The organism is Crenobacter intestini (assembly GCF_004919095.1).
Taxonomy (GTDB): Bacteria; Pseudomonadota; Gammaproteobacteria; order Burkholderiales; family Chromobacteriaceae; genus Craterilacuibacter; species Craterilacuibacter intestini.
This window is the reverse complement of the sequence record NZ_STGJ01000011.1, coordinates 108541-128706: the sequence shown is the minus strand read 5'-3', so window position 1 is coordinate 128706 and position 20166 is coordinate 108541. Positions and strand designations below refer to the sequence as shown.

The window sequence follows — 20166 nt, the reverse complement described above, 5'->3', positions numbered from 1 at the left end:
TTCTGTTAAAGAGCAGTGACGTTTCGCGTTGTGTGCGTTGCGTCGAGGTGGCGAACTATACGTAACACAGCGGTTTGCGTCAACACCTTTTTGCAAATCCCCGTACAAAGGTTTACCTGCCGGCATGGCGACACCCGCGCCATGGTGCGACAATCGCGGTTTCGTCCCACCCTCTATTATCTGGCCTGTTGATGTCCCATACCTTCTTCTGGCACGACTACGAAACCTTCGGCACGCTCGCCCGCCGCGACAGGCCGGCGCAGTTTGCCGGCGTACGCACCGACGCGGCGCTCAACGAGATCGGCGAACCGGTGATGCTGTATTGCCGGCCGGCACCGGATTACCTGCCGTCGGCGACCGCCTGCCTGATCACCGGCATCACCCCGCAACACTGCACCGAGCACGGCGTCGCCGAACACGAGTTCGCGTCGGTGATCCTGCGCGAGCTGTCGGCGCCGAACACAGTCGGCGTCGGCTACAACTCGATCCGCTTCGACGACGAGGTGACCCGCTTCCTGTTCTGGCGCAACCTGATCGACCCGTACGCGCGCGAGTGGCAGAACGGCTGCGGCCGCTGGGACCTGCTCGACGTCGCGCGCGCCACCTACGCCTTGCGGCCGGCCGGCATCGTCTGGCCAACAGGAGAGGATGGCCTGCCCAGCTTCCGCCTCGAGGCGCTGACGGCGGCCAACGGCATCGAACACGCCAGCGCGCACGACGCCCTGTCCGACGTGCGCGCGACCATCGCGCTCGCGCGCCTGCTCCGCGAACGGCAGCCGCGCCTGTTCGACTTCTGCCTGTCGCTGCGCCAGAAGGATGCGGCACGCCACCAGTTGTCGGTGCACGCACCGAAGCCGCTGGTCCACGTCTCCGGCATGTACGGTGCGGCACGCGGCAACCTGGCCATCGTCTGGCCGCTGGCCGAACACCCGACCAACCGCAATGAAGTGATCGTATGGGACCTTGCGCATGACCCGTCCGAGCTGGCCGGCCTTGGCAGCGAAGAAGTCCGCCTGCGCCTGTTCTCCGACAAGGACACGCTGGCCGAGCAGGGCCTCGCCCGGCTGCCGGTCAAGACCATCCATATCAACAAGTCGCCCTTCGTGTGCGCCGACCTGCGCGTGCTGGGCGACGCACGCGCAGCGGAACTGGGCATCGACCTTGCGGCCATGGCGCGCCACGCCGAAGCCGCCGCGGCATTGCCCGAGCTGACCGCGCTGTGGCAAGGCGTATACCGGCGCGAAGCACAGGCCTTGCCCGACGTCGACGAGGCGCTGTACGGCGGCTTCGTCAGCAATGCAGACCGCCGCACGCTCGAGCGGCTGCGCAGGCTCAGCGCCGAACAACTGGCGCGCGAGACACCCGCCTTCGAGGACGCACAACTCTCCCGTCTGCTGACCCGTTACCGCGCACGCAATTACCCGCATAGCTTGAGCGCGGAAGAGGCCCGCGGCTGGCAGGCCTGGTGCCGGCGCAAGCTGCACGACGGCGTGCCCGAGGGGCGCACCATCGAAGACTGCCTGAACGAAATCGCCGAGTGCGCCGCCGGCGCAGGCAACGACGAGCGCCGCCTTGCGCTGCTCGACGCGGTCGAGGCGTGGGCGCTGCAGTACGCCTGAGACCACCCAGATCAGATCAAACCTCAAATCGCGCGCGCATCCGGCATGAAGTGCGCGCGCGCCGCGTGCATGCCGTGGCCAGCGCCCGGCACCGGTGCGACAATGCGCGCGCCACCATTCTCGGGAGACCCGCCATGACGCCAAGAGCCATCCTGCTGATGGGGCCGACCGCCTCCGGCAAGACCGCGCTGTCCCTCGCGCTCGCGCGCCGCTACCCGATCGAGATCGTCAGCGTCGACTCCGCGCTGGTCTACCGCGACATGAATATCGGTACCGCCAAGCCCAGCCGGGCGGAACTGGCCGCCTGCCCGCACCACCTGATCGACGTCATCGACCCGACCGACGCCTACAGCGCCGCGCAGTTCGTCACCGACGCCAACCGCCTGGTCGCCGAAATCTCGGCGCGCGGCAAGCTGCCGCTCTTAGCCGGCGGCACCATGCTCTACTACAAGGCCTTGCGCGAAGGGCTGTCCGACCTGCCGCAGGCCGACCCGCAGCTTCGCGCCGAACTGGAGGCGCAAGCGGCCAGCGTCGGCTGGCCGGCGATGCACGAGCGCTTGCACGCGCTCGACCCGGCAACCGCCGCACGCCTCGCGCCGAACGACGCGCAGCGCATCCAGCGTGCGCTCGAGGTGATCACCCTCAGCGGGCGGCCGCTGTCCGAACTGCACGGCGCCGGCCGCGAGGCCGCCGCCCCCTACCCGATGCTGCCGCTGTCGCTGCAGATCGACGACCGCGCCTGGCTGCACGAACGCATCGCGCTACGCTTCAGGCTGATGCTGGAGGCGGGGTTTGTCGACGAGGTCGCCGCCTTGCGCGTCAAGTATTCGGCGCTGGACCTGCAGATGCCGTCGATGCGCTGCGTCGGCTATCGGCAGGCGTGGGAGTATCTGGACGGCCAGTACGACGCCGACGTGTTCTTCGAGAAGGGCGTCGCCGCGACCCGCCAGCTCGCCAAGCGCCAGCTGACCTGGCTGCGCTCGATGGACTCGGTGGCACTCGATTGCCGGGCCGGCGACCTGACCGCGCTTGCCTGCCGCGAGATCGACCGCTGGCTGGATACTGGCAAAAACTAATAACGTGCGTTACTATTAACCTCATGACAGATTCGACCGACTGCGCTTTCGCCCGCCTCGACGAGACCATAGACGCGATCTCGCGCAAGATGCCCGGCTCGCCACGCGAAGAGATCGTCCTCACCCGCCTGCACCTGCATGTGCAGTTGCAGCTCGCGAGCTGGTTCGAGACGACACTCAAGCCCTTCGGCCTCAACGAGTCGACATGGATGGCGCTGCTGCTGATCTATTCGCGCCCCGACGAGCGGCTCGGCCCGTCCGACATCTCGGCTGCGCTGTCGTTCTCGCGCACCAACGCGACCCGCGTGGTCGACGAACTCGAGCAGCACGGGCTGATCCGCCGCCAACCCTCCCCGCAGGACCGCCGCAAGACCGAACTGGTGCTGACGCCTGTCGGCCTCGAGTTGATCACGCGGGCGATGCCCGTCCAGCGCCAGCGGATGCGCGAAGCCTGGCAGGACTTCAGCGTGGAAGAACGTGCCCTGTTCGAAGCCATGCAGCGCAAGCTGCTGGCCAGGCTCGCCGGTTAATTTTTTACCTATTTAGTCACTAGAGTGACAATAAAATGATTGATAATAAATCCAGGTACACTCTATCCTTGCTGGCCGCCCTGCTGCTGGCCGGCTGCGCCAGCGACGCCGCGCTGCAAAGGCAGGCAACGCCGCTGGATAGCGCACGCTACGGCGTCGACGCTGCCGCGCAGGCGCCCGCCAGCGCGCAGGGGCGCTGGTGGCGGGCGCTTCACAACCCCGAAATCGACCGACTGGTCGCCGCCGCCGAAGCCGGCCATCCCTCGCTTGACGCCGCGCGCGCGCGCATCCGCCAGGCATCGGCCGCGCTCGCGGCTACCGACGCGCAGGCAATGCCGCAGCTGTCGTTGGGCGGTGACGTCGAGCGCACCCGCAGCTCGGAATACGGCATCCTGCCGCCGCCGCTGTCCGGCCACTGGTACACGGTCAAGTCGCTGTCGCTCGACCTGGGCTGGCGGCTCGACCTGTGGGGCCGCCTGCGCGAGGAAGCCCGAGCCGCCCGGCTGCAACGCGACGCGCTCGAACTGGAAGCGCAGGCAACCCGCCAATGGCTCGCCAGCGCGCTCGTCGCTCAGTATCTGGAACTGGCCGGCAGCCGCGCCGAGGCCGCCGCACTGGACGCCGCGCTCGCCGCAGCCGGGCAGCAGCAGGCCTACGCCGGCGCACTCGCGCGCAGCGGCATCGTCTCGGCCGACAGCGCGGACGCCGCGCGCGCACAGCGGCAGGCGCTCGCCGCCCAACGCGAGCAACTGAAGGCACGCGAGGCGGCCGCCCGCCACGCGCTTGCGGCGATCTCCACCCTGCCCCAGCGCGAGATCGACGCGCTCAAGGCCGCGCAACTTCCCGATTGGCCGCTCGACGCGCGCGCGCTGACCACCGCCGCACTGGCCAAGCGACCCGACCTGCAAGCCGCGCTCGCCAACGTCAAGGCGAGCGAGCACGGCGTCGAGGCGGCCCGCCTCGCCTACTACCCGGACGTGACGCTCGGCGCCTTCGCCGGCCTGTCCGCGCAGCATCTCGGCGACCTGTTCAAGCACGGCGCCCTGTCGGCCGGGCTGGTACCGGGCTTCACGTTGCCGGTGTTCGACGCCGGCGCGCTCGACGCCCAGCTGCAAGCCCGCAGTGCCGGCCGCGACGCCGCGATCGCCAGTTACAACCAGACGCTGCTTCAGGCGGTGCGCGAGGCGGCCGACGGCGTCAGCAACACCGAAGCCGCGCAGGCGGCCGAACGCGAAGTCCGCGAGGCACACGCCGCGCTCGAAGCCAACGCCCGGCGCAGCCAGGCGCGCGTCCGGGCGGGCCTGGCCGCCCCCGCGCAGGCGGCCGACGCCACACGCCAGTCGGCGCTTGCCCTGCAGCAACTCGCCGCCGCCCGCACACGCACCTTGCAGGCTCAAGCCGCGCTGATGCGCGCGCTGGCCGTCCCCGAACATGACTGAGCCACACACCGCCATGACCCAGACTCCCAAGCAAAATCCGCAGCGCCGCCGCGCCCTGCTCCGCCTGAGCGCCGTGCTGCTCGCCGCCGCGATCGCCCTCGCGCTTTACTGGTTCTTCTGCCTGTACGGCAAGGAGAGCACCGACGACGCCTACGCCGCCGGCAACCTGATCCCCGTCTCCGCGCAGGTCGGCGGCACCATCGTCGCCATCGGCGCCGAAGACACCCAGACCGTCAAGGCCGGCCAGCTCCTGGTACGGCTGGATGACGCCGACGCACGCCTCGCCGTCGAACGCGCACGCGCCGAGCTTGCCCAGGTGGTGCGCCAGACCCGCGTGCTGATCACCGGCGAGCAGAAGCTCGAAGCGGTGCTCGCCGAGCGCAAGGTCGCGCTCGCGCGCGCCGAGGGCGACCTCGCCCGCCGCCAGGCGGCCAGCGCCGACGACGCGATCGGCAAGGAAGAGCTGCAACACGCGATAGAAGCCGTCGATCAGCAGCGCGCGGCCCTGCGCGTGGCCGAGGCGGAACTGAAGGCGCAACGCGAGATGGTGATGAGCGACGCGGTTGCCCGCCACCCGCAAGTCGCCCGCGCCGCCGCCGCACTCAAAGCCGCCGCGCTCGAGCTTGAGCGCACCCGCGTGCCGGCGCCCGCCGCCGGGCAGATCGCGCGGCGCAGCGCGCAGGTCGGCATGCGCATCCAGCCGGGAGCGCCGCTGATGGCCCTGGTGCCGATGAACACGCTGTGGGTCGACGCCAACTTCAAGGAGAGCCAGCTTGCCAAGCTGCGCGTCGGCCAGCAGGCGACCGTCACCGCCGACCTCTACGGCGACAAGGTCGAGTACCGCGGCAAGGTGGTCGGCGTGTCCGCCGGCACCGGCAGCGCCTTCTCGCTGTTGCCGCCGCAGAACGCCACCGGCAACTGGATCAAGGTCGTGCAGCGGGTGCCGGTGCGCATCGAGCTCGAACCCGAGGCGCTGGCGCGCCACCCGCTGCGCATCGGCCTGTCGATGAACGTGACGGTCGACACCAGCGACCAGGGCGGCGTGCTCGCGCTGTCGGCGCCGGTGGGCAAGCCCGCTTACGCGACCGCAATCTACGACGGCGCACTCGAACGCGCCGACGCGCTGGTGGCCGCGACCATCGCCGCCAACGCGGGCCAGTGAGGCGGCGATGAACCATCCGCCGCTCACCGGCGCCGCGCGCGCCTGGCTGACCCTCGCGCTGTCGCTCGCCGTGTTCATGCAGGTGCTCGACACCACGATCGCCAACGTCGCGATCCCGACCATCGCCGGCAACCTGGGCGCGTCGATGAGCCAGGGCACCTGGGTGATCACCTCGTTCGCCGTCGCGAACGCGATCTCGATCCCGGTCACCGGCTGGCTCGCCAAACGGCTGGGCGAGGTCAGGCTGTTCCTGATCTCGACGGCCGGCTTCGTCGTGACCTCGTGGCTGTGCGGCGTGTCGCCGTCGCTGGAGATGCTGATCCTGTTCCGCGTGCTGCAAGGCGCGCTGGCCGGGCCAATGATCCCGCTGTCGCAAAGCCTGCTGCTTGCCGCCTACCCGAACGAGAAAAAGGGCATGGCGCTCGCGCTGTGGTCGATGACGGTGGTGGTCGCGCCGATCTTCGGCCCCATCCTCGGCGGCTGGATCTCGGAGAACTGGCACTGGAGCTGGATCTTCTTCATCAACGTGCCGGTCGGCCTCGCCGCGCTGGCGATCAGCTACCGCGAACTGAAGGGACGCGAGACGGCGATCGTCGCGCAGCCGATCGACCGGGTCGGGCTGGTGCTGCTGGTGCTGGGCGTCGGCGCGCTGCAGCTGATGCTGGACCGCGGCAAGGAACTGGACTGGTTCTCGTCGGGCGAGATCATCGCGCTGACCGTCGTCGCCGTCGTCGCGCTCGCCTACCTCGTGGTGTGGGAGCGCTACAGCGCGCACCCGGTGATCGACGTCACGCTGTTTCGCAGCCGCAACTTCAGCGTCGGCGTGCTGTGCCTGAGCGGTGGCTTCATGCTCTACTTCGGCACCGTGGTACTGATGCCGCTGCTGTTGCAGACACAGCTGGGCTACACCGCGACCACCGCCGGCCTCGCGATGGCGCCGATCGGCATCCTGCCGGTGCTGCTGACCCCGCTGATCGGCAAGCACGCACAACGCCTCGACCTGCGCGCGATCGTCACGGTGAGCTTCCTGGTGTTCGCGCTGTGCTTTTACTGGCGCACCACCTTCAACCCGCAGATGGACTTCGCGTGGGTGGTCGGCCCGCAGTTCGTGCAGGGCGTCGCGGTCGCCGGCTTCTTCATGCCGCTGACGATGATCTCGCTCGCCGGCCTGCGCGCGGACCAGGTCGCCGCCGCGTCTAGCCTGTCTAACTTCCTGCGCACGCTGTCCGGCTCGATCGGCACTTCGCTGGTCACCACGCTGTGGGAGCGGCGCGAGGCGGTCCACCACGTCGCGCTCACCGCCGACGTGAACCCGTACGCGCCGGCAAGCCAGGCCGCCTACGCGCAGATGCAAGCGGCCGGACTCAGCATGCCGCAGGCCTCGGCGATGATCGCGCAGGACATCACCCGGCAGGGCTTCTTCATCGGCGCCAACGAGATTTTCTGGCTCGCGTCCATCCTTTTCGTCGTGCTGACCGCCCTGGTGTGGTTCGCCCGCCCGCCGTTCAGGCCTGCCGGCGGCGCGCCGGCCGACGCCGGCCACTAGAGGGCGGCAAGGCGGGTCAGGCTGGCGGCAAGGTGGAGGTAGGCCGGATCGGCTTCGCTCTGGTCTTTCAGCGCGACCCCGGTGCCGCCCTGCAGGCCGGCCTCGATCAGCCAGCCTAGCTTGTACGCGGCCAGCGCGTAGGCAAGGCCGGCGGGCCGGATGTTCGACACGCAGTTGCGCGCGGCGTCGCTCAGGCCGGCGCGCGGCGCGGCCGTCAGGTAGGCGCCCAGGCTGTCGGGCGAACTCAGGCCCGGCCGCTCGCCCAGCAGCACGACGACCAGCCGTGCGCCCAGCCGCTCGCCGACTTCGTCGCCCAGCGCGACCCTCGCCTGCTCGGCCAGCACCGGCGGCGCAAGGCGCAGCCCCTGCGCGCGCAGCGCAGGCCACAAACTCTCCATCAGCGGCAGGGCGTGCCGTTGGAGCGCCTCCGCCGACAAGCCGTCGCCCAGCACGAAGGCAACATCAAAACCGTCGGCAGGCCCGGTGAGCGCCGCGCGGTCCGCGTCGGACAGGCGCCGCCCCAGGTCCGGCCGCTGCAGGTAGCAGGCCCGGTCGGCCGCCGCGCTTTTCACCTGCAGGCACGCCCCGCACAACGCTTCCAGCGCCGCCTTCAGCGGGCCCGGATCGAGCAGCGCGTGCACCGAGTCGCGCGCACGCGCGTGGTCGAGCGCGAAGCGCAAGGTCTCCCGGGTCGGCAGGCTGCTGCCGGCGCGCCCCAGCGCGATGCGCGCGTCGGTCAGCGCGGCGAGCGACTGCCAGCCGTCCGCGCAGATGCCGGAACCCTCCAGTGCATGCACGCTCATGCCGCCTCCATCAGGTCAAGCAGCGCCGGCCGTGCGCCCGCCGGCAACAGGCGCCGGCCGTCGCTGACGCCCATCGACTGCAGCCAGTCCTCGAACTCCGGCGCGCGCCCAAGGCCGAGCACCTCGCGCAGGTAGAGCGCGTCGTGGAAAGCGGTGCTCTGGTAACCCAGCATGATGTCGTCGGCGCCGGGCACGCCGATCACGAAGTGCACGCCGGCGACGCCCAGCAGCGTCAGCAGGTTGTCCATGTCGTTCTGGTCGGCCTCGGCATGGTTGGTGTAGCAGACGTCGCACCCCATCGGCAGGCCGAGCAGCTTGCCGCAGCAATGGTCCTCCAGCCCGGCCCGCACGATTTCTCGGCCGTCGTACAGGTACTCGGGGCCGATGAAGCCGACCACGGTATTGACGAGCAGCGGGTCGAAACGGCGGGCGACCGCGTACGCGCGCACCTCGCAGGTCTGCTGGTCGACGCCGTGATGCGCGCCGGCTGACAGCGCGCTGCCCTGCCCGGTCTCGAAATACATCACCTGGTCGCCGACGGTGCCGCGCCCGAGCGACCGCGCGGCGTGGTGCGCCTCCTCCAGCAAGGCCAGGTTCACGCCGAACCCCGCGTTGGCCGCCTCGGTGCCGGCGATCGACTGGAACACCAGGTCGACCGGCCGCCCCTGCCGGATCAGCTCGAGCGTGGTCGTCACATGGGTGAGCACGCAGCTTTGCGTCGGGATCGCGTAACGCTCGCGGATCGCGTCGATCAGCTCGAGCAGGCGCACGATGGCGTCCGGGCTGTCGGTCGCCGGGTTGACGCCGATCACCGCGTCGCCCGCGCCGTACATCAGCCCGTCGACGATGGCCGCGGCGATCGCGCGCGCGTCGTCGGTCGGATGGTTGGGCTGCAACCTCACCCCCATCCTGCCCGGCAGGCCCTGCGTGTTGCGAAAACGGGTGACCACCCGGCACTTGCCGGCCACCAGCATCAGGTCCTGGTTGCGCATCAGCTTGCTGACCGCGCTGACCATCTCCGGCGTCAGCCCCGGCGCGATCGCGGCCAGCGCCAGGCTGTCCGCCGCCGGCGACAGCAGCCAGTCGCGCAGGCCGCCGACCGTCAGGTGGGCGACCGGCGTGAAGGCCTGCCGGTCGTGGCCGTCGATGATCAGGCGGGTCACCTCGTCCGTTTCGTAGGGAATCACAGCCTCGTCCAGGAAGTGGCGCAGCGGCAGATCCGCCAGCGCCATCTGCGCCGCCACCCGCTCCTCGGCGCTGCCGGCCAAGAGGCCGGCCAGCCGGTCGCCGGCACGCGGCGGCGACGCTCGTGCCAGGAGCGTGCGCAAGTCGGGAAACACGTATCGCCGTGCCCCAAGCGTGGTCGAGAACGCCATGCGGACCTCCTTACTCGACCGCCTGCGCCGCGGCTGCCGCGCCGCCGCGGGACAGCATCGGGTCCCTGGCCGCCGCTTGCCGGTGGTGGCGCGTCAGGCGGAAGTACAGGTAGGCCAGCGCGAGCGAGACGAGGAAAAGCAGCGCCAGCATCTGGTTGAACCACACCATGGCGGCCAGGCAGATGAGCGCCGCGCCCAGCGCCAGCGCCGGCAGCAGCGGGTAGGCCGGCGCGACGAACGGGCGCTCGAGCGCGGGTTCGGTCTTGCGCAGGCGGAACAGCGCGAGCATCGACACGATGTACATCACGATCGCGCCGAACACCGACAGCGTGACGATGTTGGCGGTCAGCGGCAGCCCGCCGATGCTCACCAGCTCGTCGCTGAAGATCGCCGCGAGGCCGACGGCACCGCCGGCCAGGATCGCCCGGTGCGGGGTCTTGAAGCGGGGATGGACCACGGCGAGGAAGGGCGGCAGGTAGCCTGCGCGGGCCAGCGCGAAGATCTGCCGGGAATAGCCCATGATCAGGCCGTGGAACGACGCCACCAGCCCGAACACGCCCAGCCACACCAGCATGTGCAGCCAGCCGCTATTGTCGCCGACGATGGTCTTCATCGCCTGCGGCAGCGGGTCGTTGATATTGGCCAGCCGCGTCCAGTCACCGACGCCGCCCGCCAGCACCATCACGCCCAGCGCCAGCACCACCAGGGTCAATATGCCGCCGATGAAGGCGCGCGGGATGGTGCGCCTGGGATCCTTCGCCTCCTCGGCCGCCATCGCCGCGCCCTCGATCGCCAGAAAGAACCAGATCGCGAACGGGATCGCCGCGAAGATGCCGCCGACGGCCGCGAGGCTGAAGCTGTCGGCCCCGGCCCAGCCGCCGGCGGTAAAGTTCTGCCAGGAAAAGCCCGGGGCGACCACCCCCATGAACACCAGAAGCTCGAACACGGCGATCAGGGTGATGGCCAGCTCAAGCGTCGCGGCGATGCCGACACCGACGATATTGAGCGTCATGAACAGCATGTACGCGCCGACGGCCACCCACTTCGGGTCGACCTGGGGAAACTGCACGTTGATATAGGCGCCGATCGCCAGCGCGATCGCCGGCGGGGCGAACACGAACTCGCACAGCGTGGCAAAGCCGGCCACCAGCCCGCCCACCGGCCCGAACGCGCGGCGCGCGTAGGCAAACGGCCCGCCTGCGTGCGGGATCGCGCAACTGAGCTCGGTGAAGCTGAAGATGAACGCGCCGTACATCAGGGCGACAAACAGCGCCGTCACCAGAAAGCCCAGCGTCCCGGCCTGCGCCCAGCCATAACTCCAGCCGAAATACTCGCCCGAGATCACCAGCCCCACCGCGATCCCCCACAATTGCCAGCCGCCCAGGCGCCTGGACAGTTCCATCCTTGTCTGCATGACAGTCTCCGTTTCGCCAACGCCGCCGGCAATCAAACCGGCAGCCATGCGGTCGATGCTAGGCAGCGCCACCTCGGCCGCGTTAGCGCAAACCGGAAAAAACCCCGGGCTTACGGGCGAAGGCCGCACGGTGGCGGCACGCGCGCGAGCGGCCGCCGGCATGGCCCGCGCACCACGATTGTGCAGCGCAACAACAAACAGGGCGCTTATTGCGCCGAGTGCCGCCTGCCGGGCACGAAGAAGGTGCGCTTTTCCGCTTTCCGACAGGATTTTGCGGGCACGCCTCTTGCATTGCAGAGAGCAGGAGGAAAAGCACATGACGACACTGACGCTGAGCACCCGCATCGCCGACGACGCGGACGAGCACGCCGCCCTGATCACGGGCTGGTCCCAACGCTATGTCCAGCTCTCCGCCGGCGCCTACCTGGGCCGGCTGCACGAAGTGCAGTTGCCGCAGATGCAGCTCTTCAACGAGTACGCGGAGCAGGCGACCTACCAGCACTGCGTGCCGCCGGCCGGCACCTTGTGGTTCGGCCTGCCGGACGAACAGGCCGGCGCCTCGCTGCGCTTTGCCGGGCGGGAGGTCACGCCTTGCAGCGTGCTGGTCGCCCCCGGCGGCGAGGAATTCTGCCTGCGCACGCCGGAGCGCTTCCTGATCGGCGGCGTCGTCATGGCCCCGGCGGACGCGGAAACGGCCGCCGCCTGGCGCCGCGGCGGCCCGCGGATCATCCCGCTGCCTGGGCCGCTCTACCGGGCGCTGAAAGCGCTGCCCGCGCGCGCGCTGGCGCTGGCGGGCGAGGCGCCGGAGCAACTGCTGGGCGCAGGAGCCTTCCCCCGGGAAGTCTCAAGCGCGCTGCTCGGCGTGCTGGCGGCCGGCGGCACGCCGATCGACCGGCGCGCGGTGCAGGACAGGCAACTGCGCTGGGTCGAGCAGACCGAGCGCTGGGCGCATTGCGCGGGCGACGCCCCGGCCAGCGTCGACGCCCTGTGCCAGCGCCTGCACGTCACCCGGCGTACCCTGCAAAACGGCTTCCAGGCGGTCACCGCCACCGCGCCGCTGGGCTTTATGCGCGCCCAGCAAATGGCCGCGGTGCGCCGGGCGCTGTGCGACCGCGCCCAGGCGGCGCGGCCGATCCGCGACATCGCCGCCGCTTTCGGCTTCGACAACCCAAGCCAGTTCAGCCAGGACTACCGCGCCCATTTCGGCGAGGCACCCAGCCGCACCCGCGAGCGCACCGGCTGCACGCATTCGCCAGCGGCCGCCGCCTGCTGCTAGACTCGCGCTTCCCCTTGCCGGAGATTGCCATGCACAAGACGAGACACTGGATCTGGAACGAGGCGCGCGGCGCTTTCGAGACGTACGCGACGGGCGAGATGCGCTCGATCGAAGAGCTGGAAGACGAGACGGCGGCCGGGTCGGTGTTCGTGCACCTGGACGAGCGCGGCCGTTTCTGGTGGATCGCCGAGGGCGATTCGTCGCGCTGGCACGAAGGCGAGGAGCTCGACATGGGCGGCGAGCGCTACGACCAGGCACGGCTGATCGCGCAAGGCTGAACACCCCGCCGGCCTGACATTGCGGTTTTCCCCAATCGGGAATTCCGCAATGGCTGAACTTAGCGTGCGGCAGCTAGCATCTTGTCATGGTCCGTAGAAGACCGGATGCACTCGTTCAGGGAACCCATCATGCCGCACAAGCCGCTTTACACCCGTCTGTATTTCCAGGTCCTGCTCGCCATCGCGCTGGGCGTCGCACTGGGCGCCTTCATGCCCGAAACCGGCGCCAAGATGAAGCCGCTGGGCGACGCCTTCATCAAGCTGATCAAGATGATGATCGCGCCGATCATCTTCACCACCGTCGTCGTCGGCATCGCCAAGATGGGCGACATGAAGGAAGTCGGCCGCGTCGGCCTCAAGTCCCTGCTCTACTTCGAGGTGGTCACCACGCTGGCGCTGGTGATCGGCCTTATCGTCGTCAACGTGCTGAAGCCGGGCGCCGGCCTCAACGTCGACCCGGCCACGCTCGACGCCGGCAGCATCGCCAAGTACACCGCCGGCGCCAAGGAAATGAACACCGTCGACTTCCTGCTGCACATCATCCCCGAGACCGTGGTTGGCGCCTTCGCTGGCGGCGAGATCCTGCAGGTGCTGCTGTTCTCGGTGCTGCTGGGCCTCGCGCTGACCCGCCTGGGCGACAAGGGCAAGCCGCTGGTTTCCATCCTCGACGAGTTCTCGCACGCGCTGTTCGGCATCATCGGCATGCTGATGAAGCTCGCCCCGATCGGCGCCTTCGGCGCGATGGCATTCACCATCGGCAAGTACGGCATCGGCTCGCTCAAGCAGCTGGGTTTCCTGATGCTGTGCGTCTACCTCACCTGCTTTGCCTTCGTGTTCGTGGTGCTGGGCACCATCGCCAAGGTGCACGGCTTCAGCCTGATCAAGTTCCTTGCCTACATCAAGGAAGAGCTGATCCTGGTGCTGGGCACCTCGTCGAGCGAGACCGCGCTGCCGCGCATGATGAGCAAGCTGGAGAACCTTGGCTGCGCCAAGCCGGTGGTCGGCATGGTGATCCCGACCGGTTACTCGTTCAACCTGGACGGCACCTCGATCTACCTGACCATGGCGGCGATCTTCATCGCGCAGGCGACCAACGTCGATCTGACGCTGGCCGAGGAGCTGGGCATCCTGGGCGTGCTGCTGTTGACGTCCAAGGGCGCGGCGGCGGTGACCGGCGGCGGCTTCATCACGCTGGCGGCGACGCTGGCGACGCTCGGCGGCAAGCTGCCAGTCGAAGGCCTCGCACTGCTGATCGGCGTCGACCGCTTCATGTCCGAGGCACGCGCGATCACCAACCTGATCGGCAACGGCGTCGCCACCGTGGTGGTCGCCAAGTGGGAAGGGGCGCTCGACACCGTCCGCATGCAGCGCGTGCTCGACGGCGAGACCGAGCTGGAAGCGGACGAGCCGGAAACTGTCGCCGACGAGGCGCTGGAGACGCTGACGCTCTCCCCGGCCCGCCAAGGCTGATCGGCCCTCACCGCCCCCAAAGCCCGCCCGCACGGCGGGCTTTTGTCATGTGAGGAATGCACAAACCCTGCGTTTTATCAAACCCCGACAGCCCAAATCGTGCAATTATAAACGTTTAATAATAAACTAATCACGAGTAACGCCCGATGACCGCTACCCGAATCAGACTCACCTTCCGTGGCCGCGTTCAGGGCGTGGGCTTTCGCCCCTATGTGTGGCGCACCGTCAGGGCCTACCCGCTCACCGGCTTTGTCCGCAACACCGGCGCGGGCGTCGACGTCGAACTGCAGGGCGATGCCCAGCAGCTGCGCGCGTGCCGCCGCGCGCTGACCCTGCACCTGCCGCCGCTCGCCCGTGTCGACGCGCTCGACGAGACGCGTCTGCCGCTCATCGAGATGGAAACCCAGTTCGAGATCGCCGACAGCCAGGGCAAGGCCAGCGGCGCGCGCATCCCGACCGATATCGCGACCTGCCCGAACTGCCTTGACGAACTCTTTGACGGCAGCGACCGCCGCTACCGCTACGCGTTCACCAACTGCACCGACTGCGGTCCGCGCTACACCATCACCCACTCGCTGCCCTACGACCGCGCCGAGACCAGCATGTCGGCGTTCGACTTGTGCCCGGCGTGCCGCGAGGAGTACGAAGACCCGGCCAGCCGCCGCTTCCACGCCGAGCCGAACGCCTGCCCGCAGTGCGGGCCGCGCCTGATGCTGACCGACCGCTTCGGGCAGTTGCTCAAGGGCGACCCGATCGCAGGCGCCCTGCAGATACTCGGCATGGGCCGCAGCGTCGCCATGAAGGGGCTGGGCGGCTTCCACCTTGTGTGCGATGCGACGCGTGCCGACGCGGTCGAGCGGCTGCGCGGCCAGAAGAAACGCCAGCAGAAGCCGCTGGCGGTGATGGTGCTCAACGTCGAATCCGCGCGCAGACTGTGCCATGTCAGCGACGCCGAGGCCGAGGCGCTCGCGTCGGTGTCGCGCCCCATCGTGCTGCTTGACAAGAAGGAAGGCATCGACGCGCTGTTGCCCGGCGTCGCGCCGGGGCTCTCTACCCTGGGCGTGATGCTGCCGTACACGCCGATGCAGTGGCTGCTGTTCCACGAGGCGCTCGGCCGCCCGCAAGGCAACGCCTGGCGCGACGAGGCGAGCGACCGCGTGTGGGTGATGACCAGCGCCAACCCATCCGGCGAGCCCATCGTCACCAACAACCAGGAGGCGCGCGAAAGGCTGAACCAGGTCGCCGACGTCTTCCTGTTGCACAACCGCAACATCGTGGTGCGTTGCGACGACAGCGTGCTCGCGCTGCACGAGGGACAGACGCTGATGCACCGGCGCGCGCGCGGCTACGCACCGGACCCGGTGCTACTGCAAGGCGACGGCCCCAACGTGCTGGCAACCGGCGTGCCGGCGAAGAACACGCTGACCGTGCTGCGCGGGCGCGAGGCCTTCGTCTCCCAGCATGTCGGCGACGTCGGCGACCCGCTGTCGTGCCAGGCGATGGAGGAAGTCTGCCACCACCTGCTCGAGCTGACCGCGGTGAGGCCGCAGGCGATCGCCTGCGACCTTGACCCCAGCCACTACCCGAGCGAGCTGGCCGAGGAGCTCTCCGGCCACTTCGGCGTCCCGCTGATCCATGTCCAGCACCAGCACGCGCATATCGGCGCGGTGCTCGCCGAACACGGCCGCAGCGGGCCGGTGCTCGGCCTCGCGCTCGACGCGGTCGGCCTCGGCGACGACGGCAAGGCATGGGGCGGCGAGTTGCTGTGCTGTGCGGGCGGCGAATTCACGCGGCTGGGCCAGCTCGCGCCGCTACCGCTGATCGGCGGCGCGCGGGCGGTGCGCGAACCGTGGCTGATGGCGGTCGGCCTGTTGTGCGCGATGGGCGAGGACGCCGAGGCCCGGCAGCGCTTTGGCAGCCACCCGGCATGGCCGGCGCTTGCGCCGCAGCTGGGCAGGCCGTTCGAGGGCTGGCAGACCAGCAGCCTCGCGCTGTGGACGGGCGCGATCGCTGCGCTGGCAGGGTTGTGCAAGGAGCAGCGCTTCGACAACGAGGCCCAGCAGAAACTCGAGGAAATGGCGGAAGATTGCGCGCCGCTCGCAGGCGGCTGGCAGATCGCCGACGGACAACTCGACCTGTCGCCGCTGGTGCGCCACCTGCTGACGCTCGGGGACGACGCCGGCGCGATCGCCAGCCTCTGGCACGCGACGCTGGCCGCCGCGCTCGCCGACTGGACCGTGCAGGCCGCCCGCCAGGCCGACCTGGGCACCGTCGCCATCGCTGGCGGCTGCTGCGCCAACCGCCGCCTGATGAGCCTGTTGCTGGAGAAGCTGAGCGCGGCCGGCCTCAGCGTGCTGCGCCCCATCGCGCTGCCGCCGAACGACGGCGGGCTCAGCCTCGGCCAGGCCTGGGTCGCCCGCGAGCGCCTGCAGGCCGCCCGCCCCAAGGCCTGAGCGGCGGCGCGCTCAGGCGGCGCCTACCCCGGCAGGCCGGCCGCAGCCGCCGGGGCGGGCTCTGTCGCCAGCCGGTAGCCGTCCCGGCCGCCGGCCTTCACCTGTAGCAAGGCCAGGTCGGCGCGGTGCAGCAACGCTTCCAGGGTGTCGTCGCCGGGCTGCCGCTCGGCGGCCCCGATGCTGACCGAACAGGGAATGCGGACGCCTTGCCAGATGAAGGCGTGCGAGCGGATCGCCTCGCACACCTGGTTGGCCAGCTCGCAAGCCTGCCCGGCACTCCCCCCGGGCAGAATCACCGCGAACTCCTCCCCCCCGCAGCGGCCGATGAGGTCGCCCGCGCCGAACAGCGCGGCGAGCTTGGCGCCGACCATGCGCAGCACGTCGTCACCCGCCGCGTGGCCCCAGCGGTCGTTGATGCGCTTGAAATGGTCGATGTCCAGCATCAGCACCGCGAGCGGCTCGTCCCGCTCGCCGGACAGGCGGAACGCGTCGCGCCCCTGCTCGAAGAAGTGCGCGCGCGAGAAGACACCGGTCAGCGCGTCGTACATCGCGATCTGGCGCAGCCGGGCGTTGGCGGCCTCCAGCTCGGCCGTACGCATCGCCACGCGTTGCTCTAGCTCTTCGTTGGCACGCCGCAACACTTCCTCGGCCTGGTGCAGCGCGGTCACGTCGCGGCTGACCCCCAGGATGAATTCCACCCGCCCGTCGGCACCGAGGGCCGGCACAAGCAGGGTCATCCAGTAATGCACCGCACCCCCGCCCTCGACCGTCCCGCTCTCCTCGTAGATCAGCGGCTTGCCGGTCGCCACGCATTGCCGGTAGCGCTCGAGCACCGTCTCCCGGTACGGCTCAGCCACCAGATCGCGCACCCTCTTTCCCTGCGTTGCCGCCGCCGGCAGGCCGATAAAGGCCTGTTGCGCCGGGTTGCAGTCGGCCAGCAGGAACTCGCCGTCCCGGTCGCAGGCGATCAGAAAGACGTTATCCGGGAACTCCAGCCACAGGCTCTCGAAAGCGGGGAAGCGCCGGCGCAGGACGCGGATCCAGCCGGCGGAGGCTGCAGGGGTCGACGAGGCAATAGGCGACACGGTCAGGCGGGCGGGTGGTCAAAAATTCATTTTGCCATCATTTAATGCAAATAGAATGAATTCTCGCCATAAAAACTGGAGTAGACGATCGTGACGACCAAAACCCTGGGTCCCGCCGAATTCGAACAGCTCGCCCTCGGCGCCTGCCTGCTTGGCGGCGGCGGCGGCGGGCCGCTATCGGGCGCGGCGCCCCTGCTTGACTACCTGCGCGAACTGGGCCGGCCGGTGACCCTGGCCGAAGCGGACGACCTGCCGGCCGACACCCTGGCCGCCTGCGTCGCCGGCATCGGCGCCCCCAACGCTGCCAGCCACGGCGGGGACTTCACCGCCGCCCCGCTGCTGGCCTTCACGCGCTACGCTAGCCTGCTGGCACAAGCACCCGGCGCGGTATTGCCGGCCGAGATCGGCGCGATGAACAGCCTGATCCCCGCCGTTGTCGCCGCGCAGACGGGGCTGCCGCTGGTCGCGCGCTGCCCACGCTGAACCTCGCCGCCTTCAACCTGGCCGCGCCCCCCTCCCCCTTCCTGCTGGCCAACCAGCCGGCAACGGGTGACAGCGGGCTCTGCATCACCCTGACGGCGCCGAGTGCGGGCCAGACCGACAGCCTGGTACGCGCCAACCTGACCGCGACCGACGACGACGGCAACAGCCTGTTCGGCAGCGTGGGCGCCTTCTCTACCTGGGCACTGACGCCCGGGCAGTTGGCCAGGGCCTCGGTCATGGGCGGCGTGCGCCGCGCTTTGCGGGTCGGCGCGGCGCTCAAGCGCGTGCAGCAGGAGGGCGGCGACGCGGTGGCTGCGGCGAGCCAGGCACTGGACGGGCAGCTCGTCCTGCTCGCGCAAGGCGAAATCAGCGCGGTCACCGTCGACGAGCAAGGCGGCTTCGACCGGCTGCAGGTCACCCTCCGCACGGACGATGGCACCCTCGTGCACGTGCTGGCCGTCAACGAAAACCTGATCGCCTACACGGAGGGCAGCGCCGCCCCGCTGGCGGCGGCGCCCGATGCGCTCGCCTGGCTGACCGCGGACGGACACCCGCTCTCCAACAGCGAGATCCGTCCGGCCGGCACGCAGGCACGCTCGAGCCATCTGGGCCGGCGCATCAGCCTGCTGGGGCTACCGGCAGCGCCCATCCTGCGCACCCCGACGCTGGCCGCAGGCTTTGCCAAGGTGCTGGCCCAGCTTGGCTATTTCGGCCAGGCGCCGCAGCTCAAGGCCGGTTAGGACGCGCCATGCAAAAGGGGCCGCCCGCATGGGCAGCCCCTTTTCGGTCAGGCGTACCGCTCAGGGCGCGACGCGCTCGCCCCACAGGTCGTGCTCGTTGGCCTCGACGATGCGCACCGTCGCGAATTCGCCGACCGTCATGCCCGCGCTGTCCTCGACGAACACCAGCCCGTCGATTTCCGGCGCGTCGGCGTAGCTGCGGCAGATCGCCGTACCTTCGTCGTCGATCTCGTCGACCAGCACCTGCATCACCTCGCCGACGCGGCGCGCCAGGCGGCGCTCGCTGATTTCGGCCTGCACCTGCATCAGGCGCGCCAGGCGTGCCTCCTTCACCTCTTCGGGTAGCGCACCCGGCAACTCGTTCGCCACCGCGCCCTCGACCGGCGAGTAGGTGAAGCAGCCGACGCGGTCAAGCTCGGCCTCTTGCAGGAAGGCGAGCAGCTCTTCGAAGTCCTGCTCCGTCTCGCCGGGGAAGCCGACGATGAAGGTCGAGCGGATCACCAGCTCGGGGCATTCCTCGCGCCAGCGCTTGATGCGCGCGAGCACGTTGTCGACGTTGGCCGGGCGCTTCATCAGCTTGAGCACCTTCTGGCTGGCGTGCTGGAACGGGATGTCGAGGTAGGGCAGCACCTTGCCCGCCTTCATCAGCGGGATCACCTCGTCGACATGCGGGTACGGGTAGACGTAGTGCAGGCGCACCCAGATGCCGTGCCGGCCGAGTTCCTCGACCAGTTCGGTCATGCGCGTGCGCACCGGGCGGCCGTCGTGAAAGCCGGTGCGGTACTTGACGTCGACGCCGTAGGCCGAGGTGTCCTGCGAGACGACCAAGAGCTCCTTGACGCCTGCGCGCGCGAGGTTACTGGCCTCGCGCAGCACGTCGGCCACCGGGCGGCTTTCCAGGTCACCACGCAGCGACGGGATGATGCAGAAGGTGCAGCGGTGGTTGCAGCCCTCGGAAATTTTCAGGTAAGCGTAGTGGCGCGGCGTGAGCTTGACGCCGGCGGCCGGCACCAGGTCGACGAAGGGGTCGTGCGGCTTGGGCAGGTGCGCGTGCACATGCTCGAGCACTTCGTCGGCCGCGTGCGGGCCGGTCACCGCCAGCACCGACGGGTGCACCTCGCGCACGACGTCCCCCTTCGCGCCCAGGCAGCCGGTCACGATCACCTTGCCGTTCTCGTTCAGCGCTTCGCCGATGGCGTCGAGCGACTCGGCGACAGCCGAGTCGATGAAGCCGCAGGTATTGACGACGACCAGATCGGCGCCCTGATAGCTCGGGGAGATGTCGTACCCTTCCGAGCGCAGGCGGGTGACGATCAGTTCGGAGTCGACCAGCGCCTTCGGGCAACCGAGGCTGACGAGGCCGACTTTTGGGGAGGATTGAGACATGGGCGGGTCCGCAAACATTCAAACGCAAGC

General features: G+C 69.5%; 17 protein-coding genes. 12 read left to right on the top strand and 5 right to left on the bottom strand.

Annotated features, from left to right (window positions below; all coding sequences use genetic code 11):
* Positions 1 to 191 precede the first annotated feature (191 nt).
* The 6 genes from sbcB to E5K04_RS11130 all read left to right on the top strand — a co-directional run bounded on the left by sbcB (position 192) and on the right by E5K04_RS11130 (position 7372).
* Positions 192 to 1619 (top strand): exodeoxyribonuclease I, encoded by a 1428-nt coding sequence (sbcB, locus tag E5K04_RS11155; RefSeq protein WP_168929216.1) that lies wholly within the window; start codon positions 192 to 194, stop codon positions 1617 to 1619.
* Positions 1620 to 1753: 134 nt separating this feature from the next.
* Complete coding sequence (gene miaA, locus E5K04_RS11150; protein WP_136554041.1) at positions 1754 to 2695, top strand: tRNA (adenosine(37)-N6)-dimethylallyltransferase MiaA; 942 nt, start codon at positions 1754 to 1756, stop codon at positions 2693 to 2695.
* Between the two features lie 23 nt (positions 2696 to 2718).
* Positions 2719 to 3225 (top strand): MarR family transcriptional regulator, encoded by a 507-nt coding sequence (locus E5K04_RS11145; protein WP_136554039.1) that lies wholly within the window; start codon positions 2719 to 2721, stop codon positions 3223 to 3225.
* Positions 3226 to 3293: 68 nt separating this feature from the next.
* Entirely contained in the window at positions 3294 to 4664 is a 1371-nt protein-coding gene (locus tag E5K04_RS11140; protein WP_168929215.1) for an efflux transporter outer membrane subunit, read from the top strand.
* A gap of 13 nt (positions 4665 to 4677) precedes the next feature.
* On the top strand, positions 4678 to 5826 hold the full coding sequence (locus tag E5K04_RS11135; RefSeq protein WP_136554035.1) for an HlyD family secretion protein: 1149 nt from the start codon (positions 4678 to 4680) through the stop codon (positions 5824 to 5826).
* A 7-nt stretch (positions 5827 to 5833) separates the two neighbouring features.
* Positions 5834 to 7372 carry a DHA2 family efflux MFS transporter permease subunit gene (locus E5K04_RS11130; RefSeq protein WP_136554033.1) on the top strand — a complete coding sequence of 513 codons (1539 nt, stop codon included), beginning with the start codon at positions 5834 to 5836 and terminating at the stop codon, positions 7370 to 7372.
* Here the strand turns inward: E5K04_RS11130 and eutC are convergent.
* From eutC to eat, 3 genes are read right to left on the bottom strand one after another with little or no spacing between them, the layout of a single operon-like run.
* Positions 7369 to 8175 (bottom strand): ethanolamine ammonia-lyase subunit EutC, encoded by an 807-nt coding sequence (eutC, locus tag E5K04_RS11125; protein WP_136554031.1) that lies wholly within the window; start codon positions 8173 to 8175, stop codon positions 7369 to 7371. The genes E5K04_RS11130 and eutC overlap by 4 nt on opposite strands.
* Complete coding sequence (locus E5K04_RS11120; protein WP_136554028.1) at positions 8172 to 9551, bottom strand: ethanolamine ammonia-lyase subunit EutB; 1380 nt, start codon at positions 9549 to 9551, stop codon at positions 8172 to 8174. The genes eutC and E5K04_RS11120 overlap by 4 nt, the downstream gene beginning before the upstream one ends.
* Positions 9552 to 9561: 10 nt before the next feature.
* Entirely contained in the window at positions 9562 to 10965 is a 1404-nt protein-coding gene (gene eat, locus E5K04_RS11115; protein ID WP_136554026.1) for an ethanolamine permease, read from the bottom strand.
* A 316-nt stretch (positions 10966 to 11281) separates the two neighbouring features.
* On the opposite strand from eat, the gene E5K04_RS11110 reads away from it, so the two are divergent.
* The 4 genes from E5K04_RS11110 (at position 11282) to hypF (ending at position 16442) form a co-directional block, all read left to right on the top strand.
* Positions 11282 to 12241, top strand: a complete 960-nt coding sequence (locus tag E5K04_RS11110; protein WP_168929213.1) for a helix-turn-helix domain-containing protein — start codon at positions 11282 to 11284, stop codon at positions 12239 to 12241.
* A gap of 29 nt (positions 12242 to 12270) precedes the next feature.
* On the top strand, positions 12271 to 12519 hold the full coding sequence (locus E5K04_RS11105; RefSeq protein WP_136554022.1) for a hypothetical protein: 249 nt from the start codon (positions 12271 to 12273) through the stop codon (positions 12517 to 12519).
* 129 nt (positions 12520 to 12648) lie between these two features.
* Complete coding sequence (locus E5K04_RS11100; protein WP_136554058.1) at positions 12649 to 13989, top strand: dicarboxylate/amino acid:cation symporter; 1341 nt, start codon at positions 12649 to 12651, stop codon at positions 13987 to 13989.
* A gap of 146 nt (positions 13990 to 14135) precedes the next feature.
* Positions 14136 to 16442 carry a carbamoyltransferase HypF gene (hypF, locus tag E5K04_RS11095; RefSeq protein WP_136554020.1) on the top strand — a complete coding sequence of 769 codons (2307 nt, stop codon included), beginning with the start codon at positions 14136 to 14138 and terminating at the stop codon, positions 16440 to 16442.
* A 23-nt stretch (positions 16443 to 16465) separates the two neighbouring features.
* Here hypF and E5K04_RS11090 read toward each other — a convergent pair whose 3' ends face one another.
* Entirely contained in the window at positions 16466 to 17527 is a 1062-nt protein-coding gene (locus E5K04_RS11090; protein ID WP_136554018.1) for a sensor domain-containing diguanylate cyclase, read from the bottom strand.
* 90 nt (positions 17528 to 17617) lie between these two features.
* Between E5K04_RS11090 and E5K04_RS17055 the strand changes: the two genes are divergently transcribed.
* On the top strand, positions 17618 to 18010 hold the full coding sequence (locus E5K04_RS17055) for an S-methyl thiohydantoin desulfurase domain-containing protein (protein WP_168929212.1): 393 nt from the start codon (positions 17618 to 17620) through the stop codon (positions 18008 to 18010).
* A gap of 179 nt (positions 18011 to 18189) precedes the next feature.
* Positions 18190 to 18750: an S-methyl thiohydantoin desulfurase domain-containing protein gene (locus E5K04_RS17050; RefSeq protein WP_328591038.1), complete on the top strand. Its 561-nt coding sequence runs from the start codon at positions 18190 to 18192 to the stop codon at positions 18748 to 18750.
* A 60-nt stretch (positions 18751 to 18810) separates the two neighbouring features.
* Here E5K04_RS17050 and rimO read toward each other — a convergent pair whose 3' ends face one another.
* A complete protein-coding gene (rimO, locus tag E5K04_RS11075; protein WP_136554012.1) occupies positions 18811 to 20136 on the bottom strand; it encodes a 30S ribosomal protein S12 methylthiotransferase RimO in 1326 nt (441 codons plus the stop codon).
* Positions 20137 to 20166: the final 30 nt, after the last annotated feature.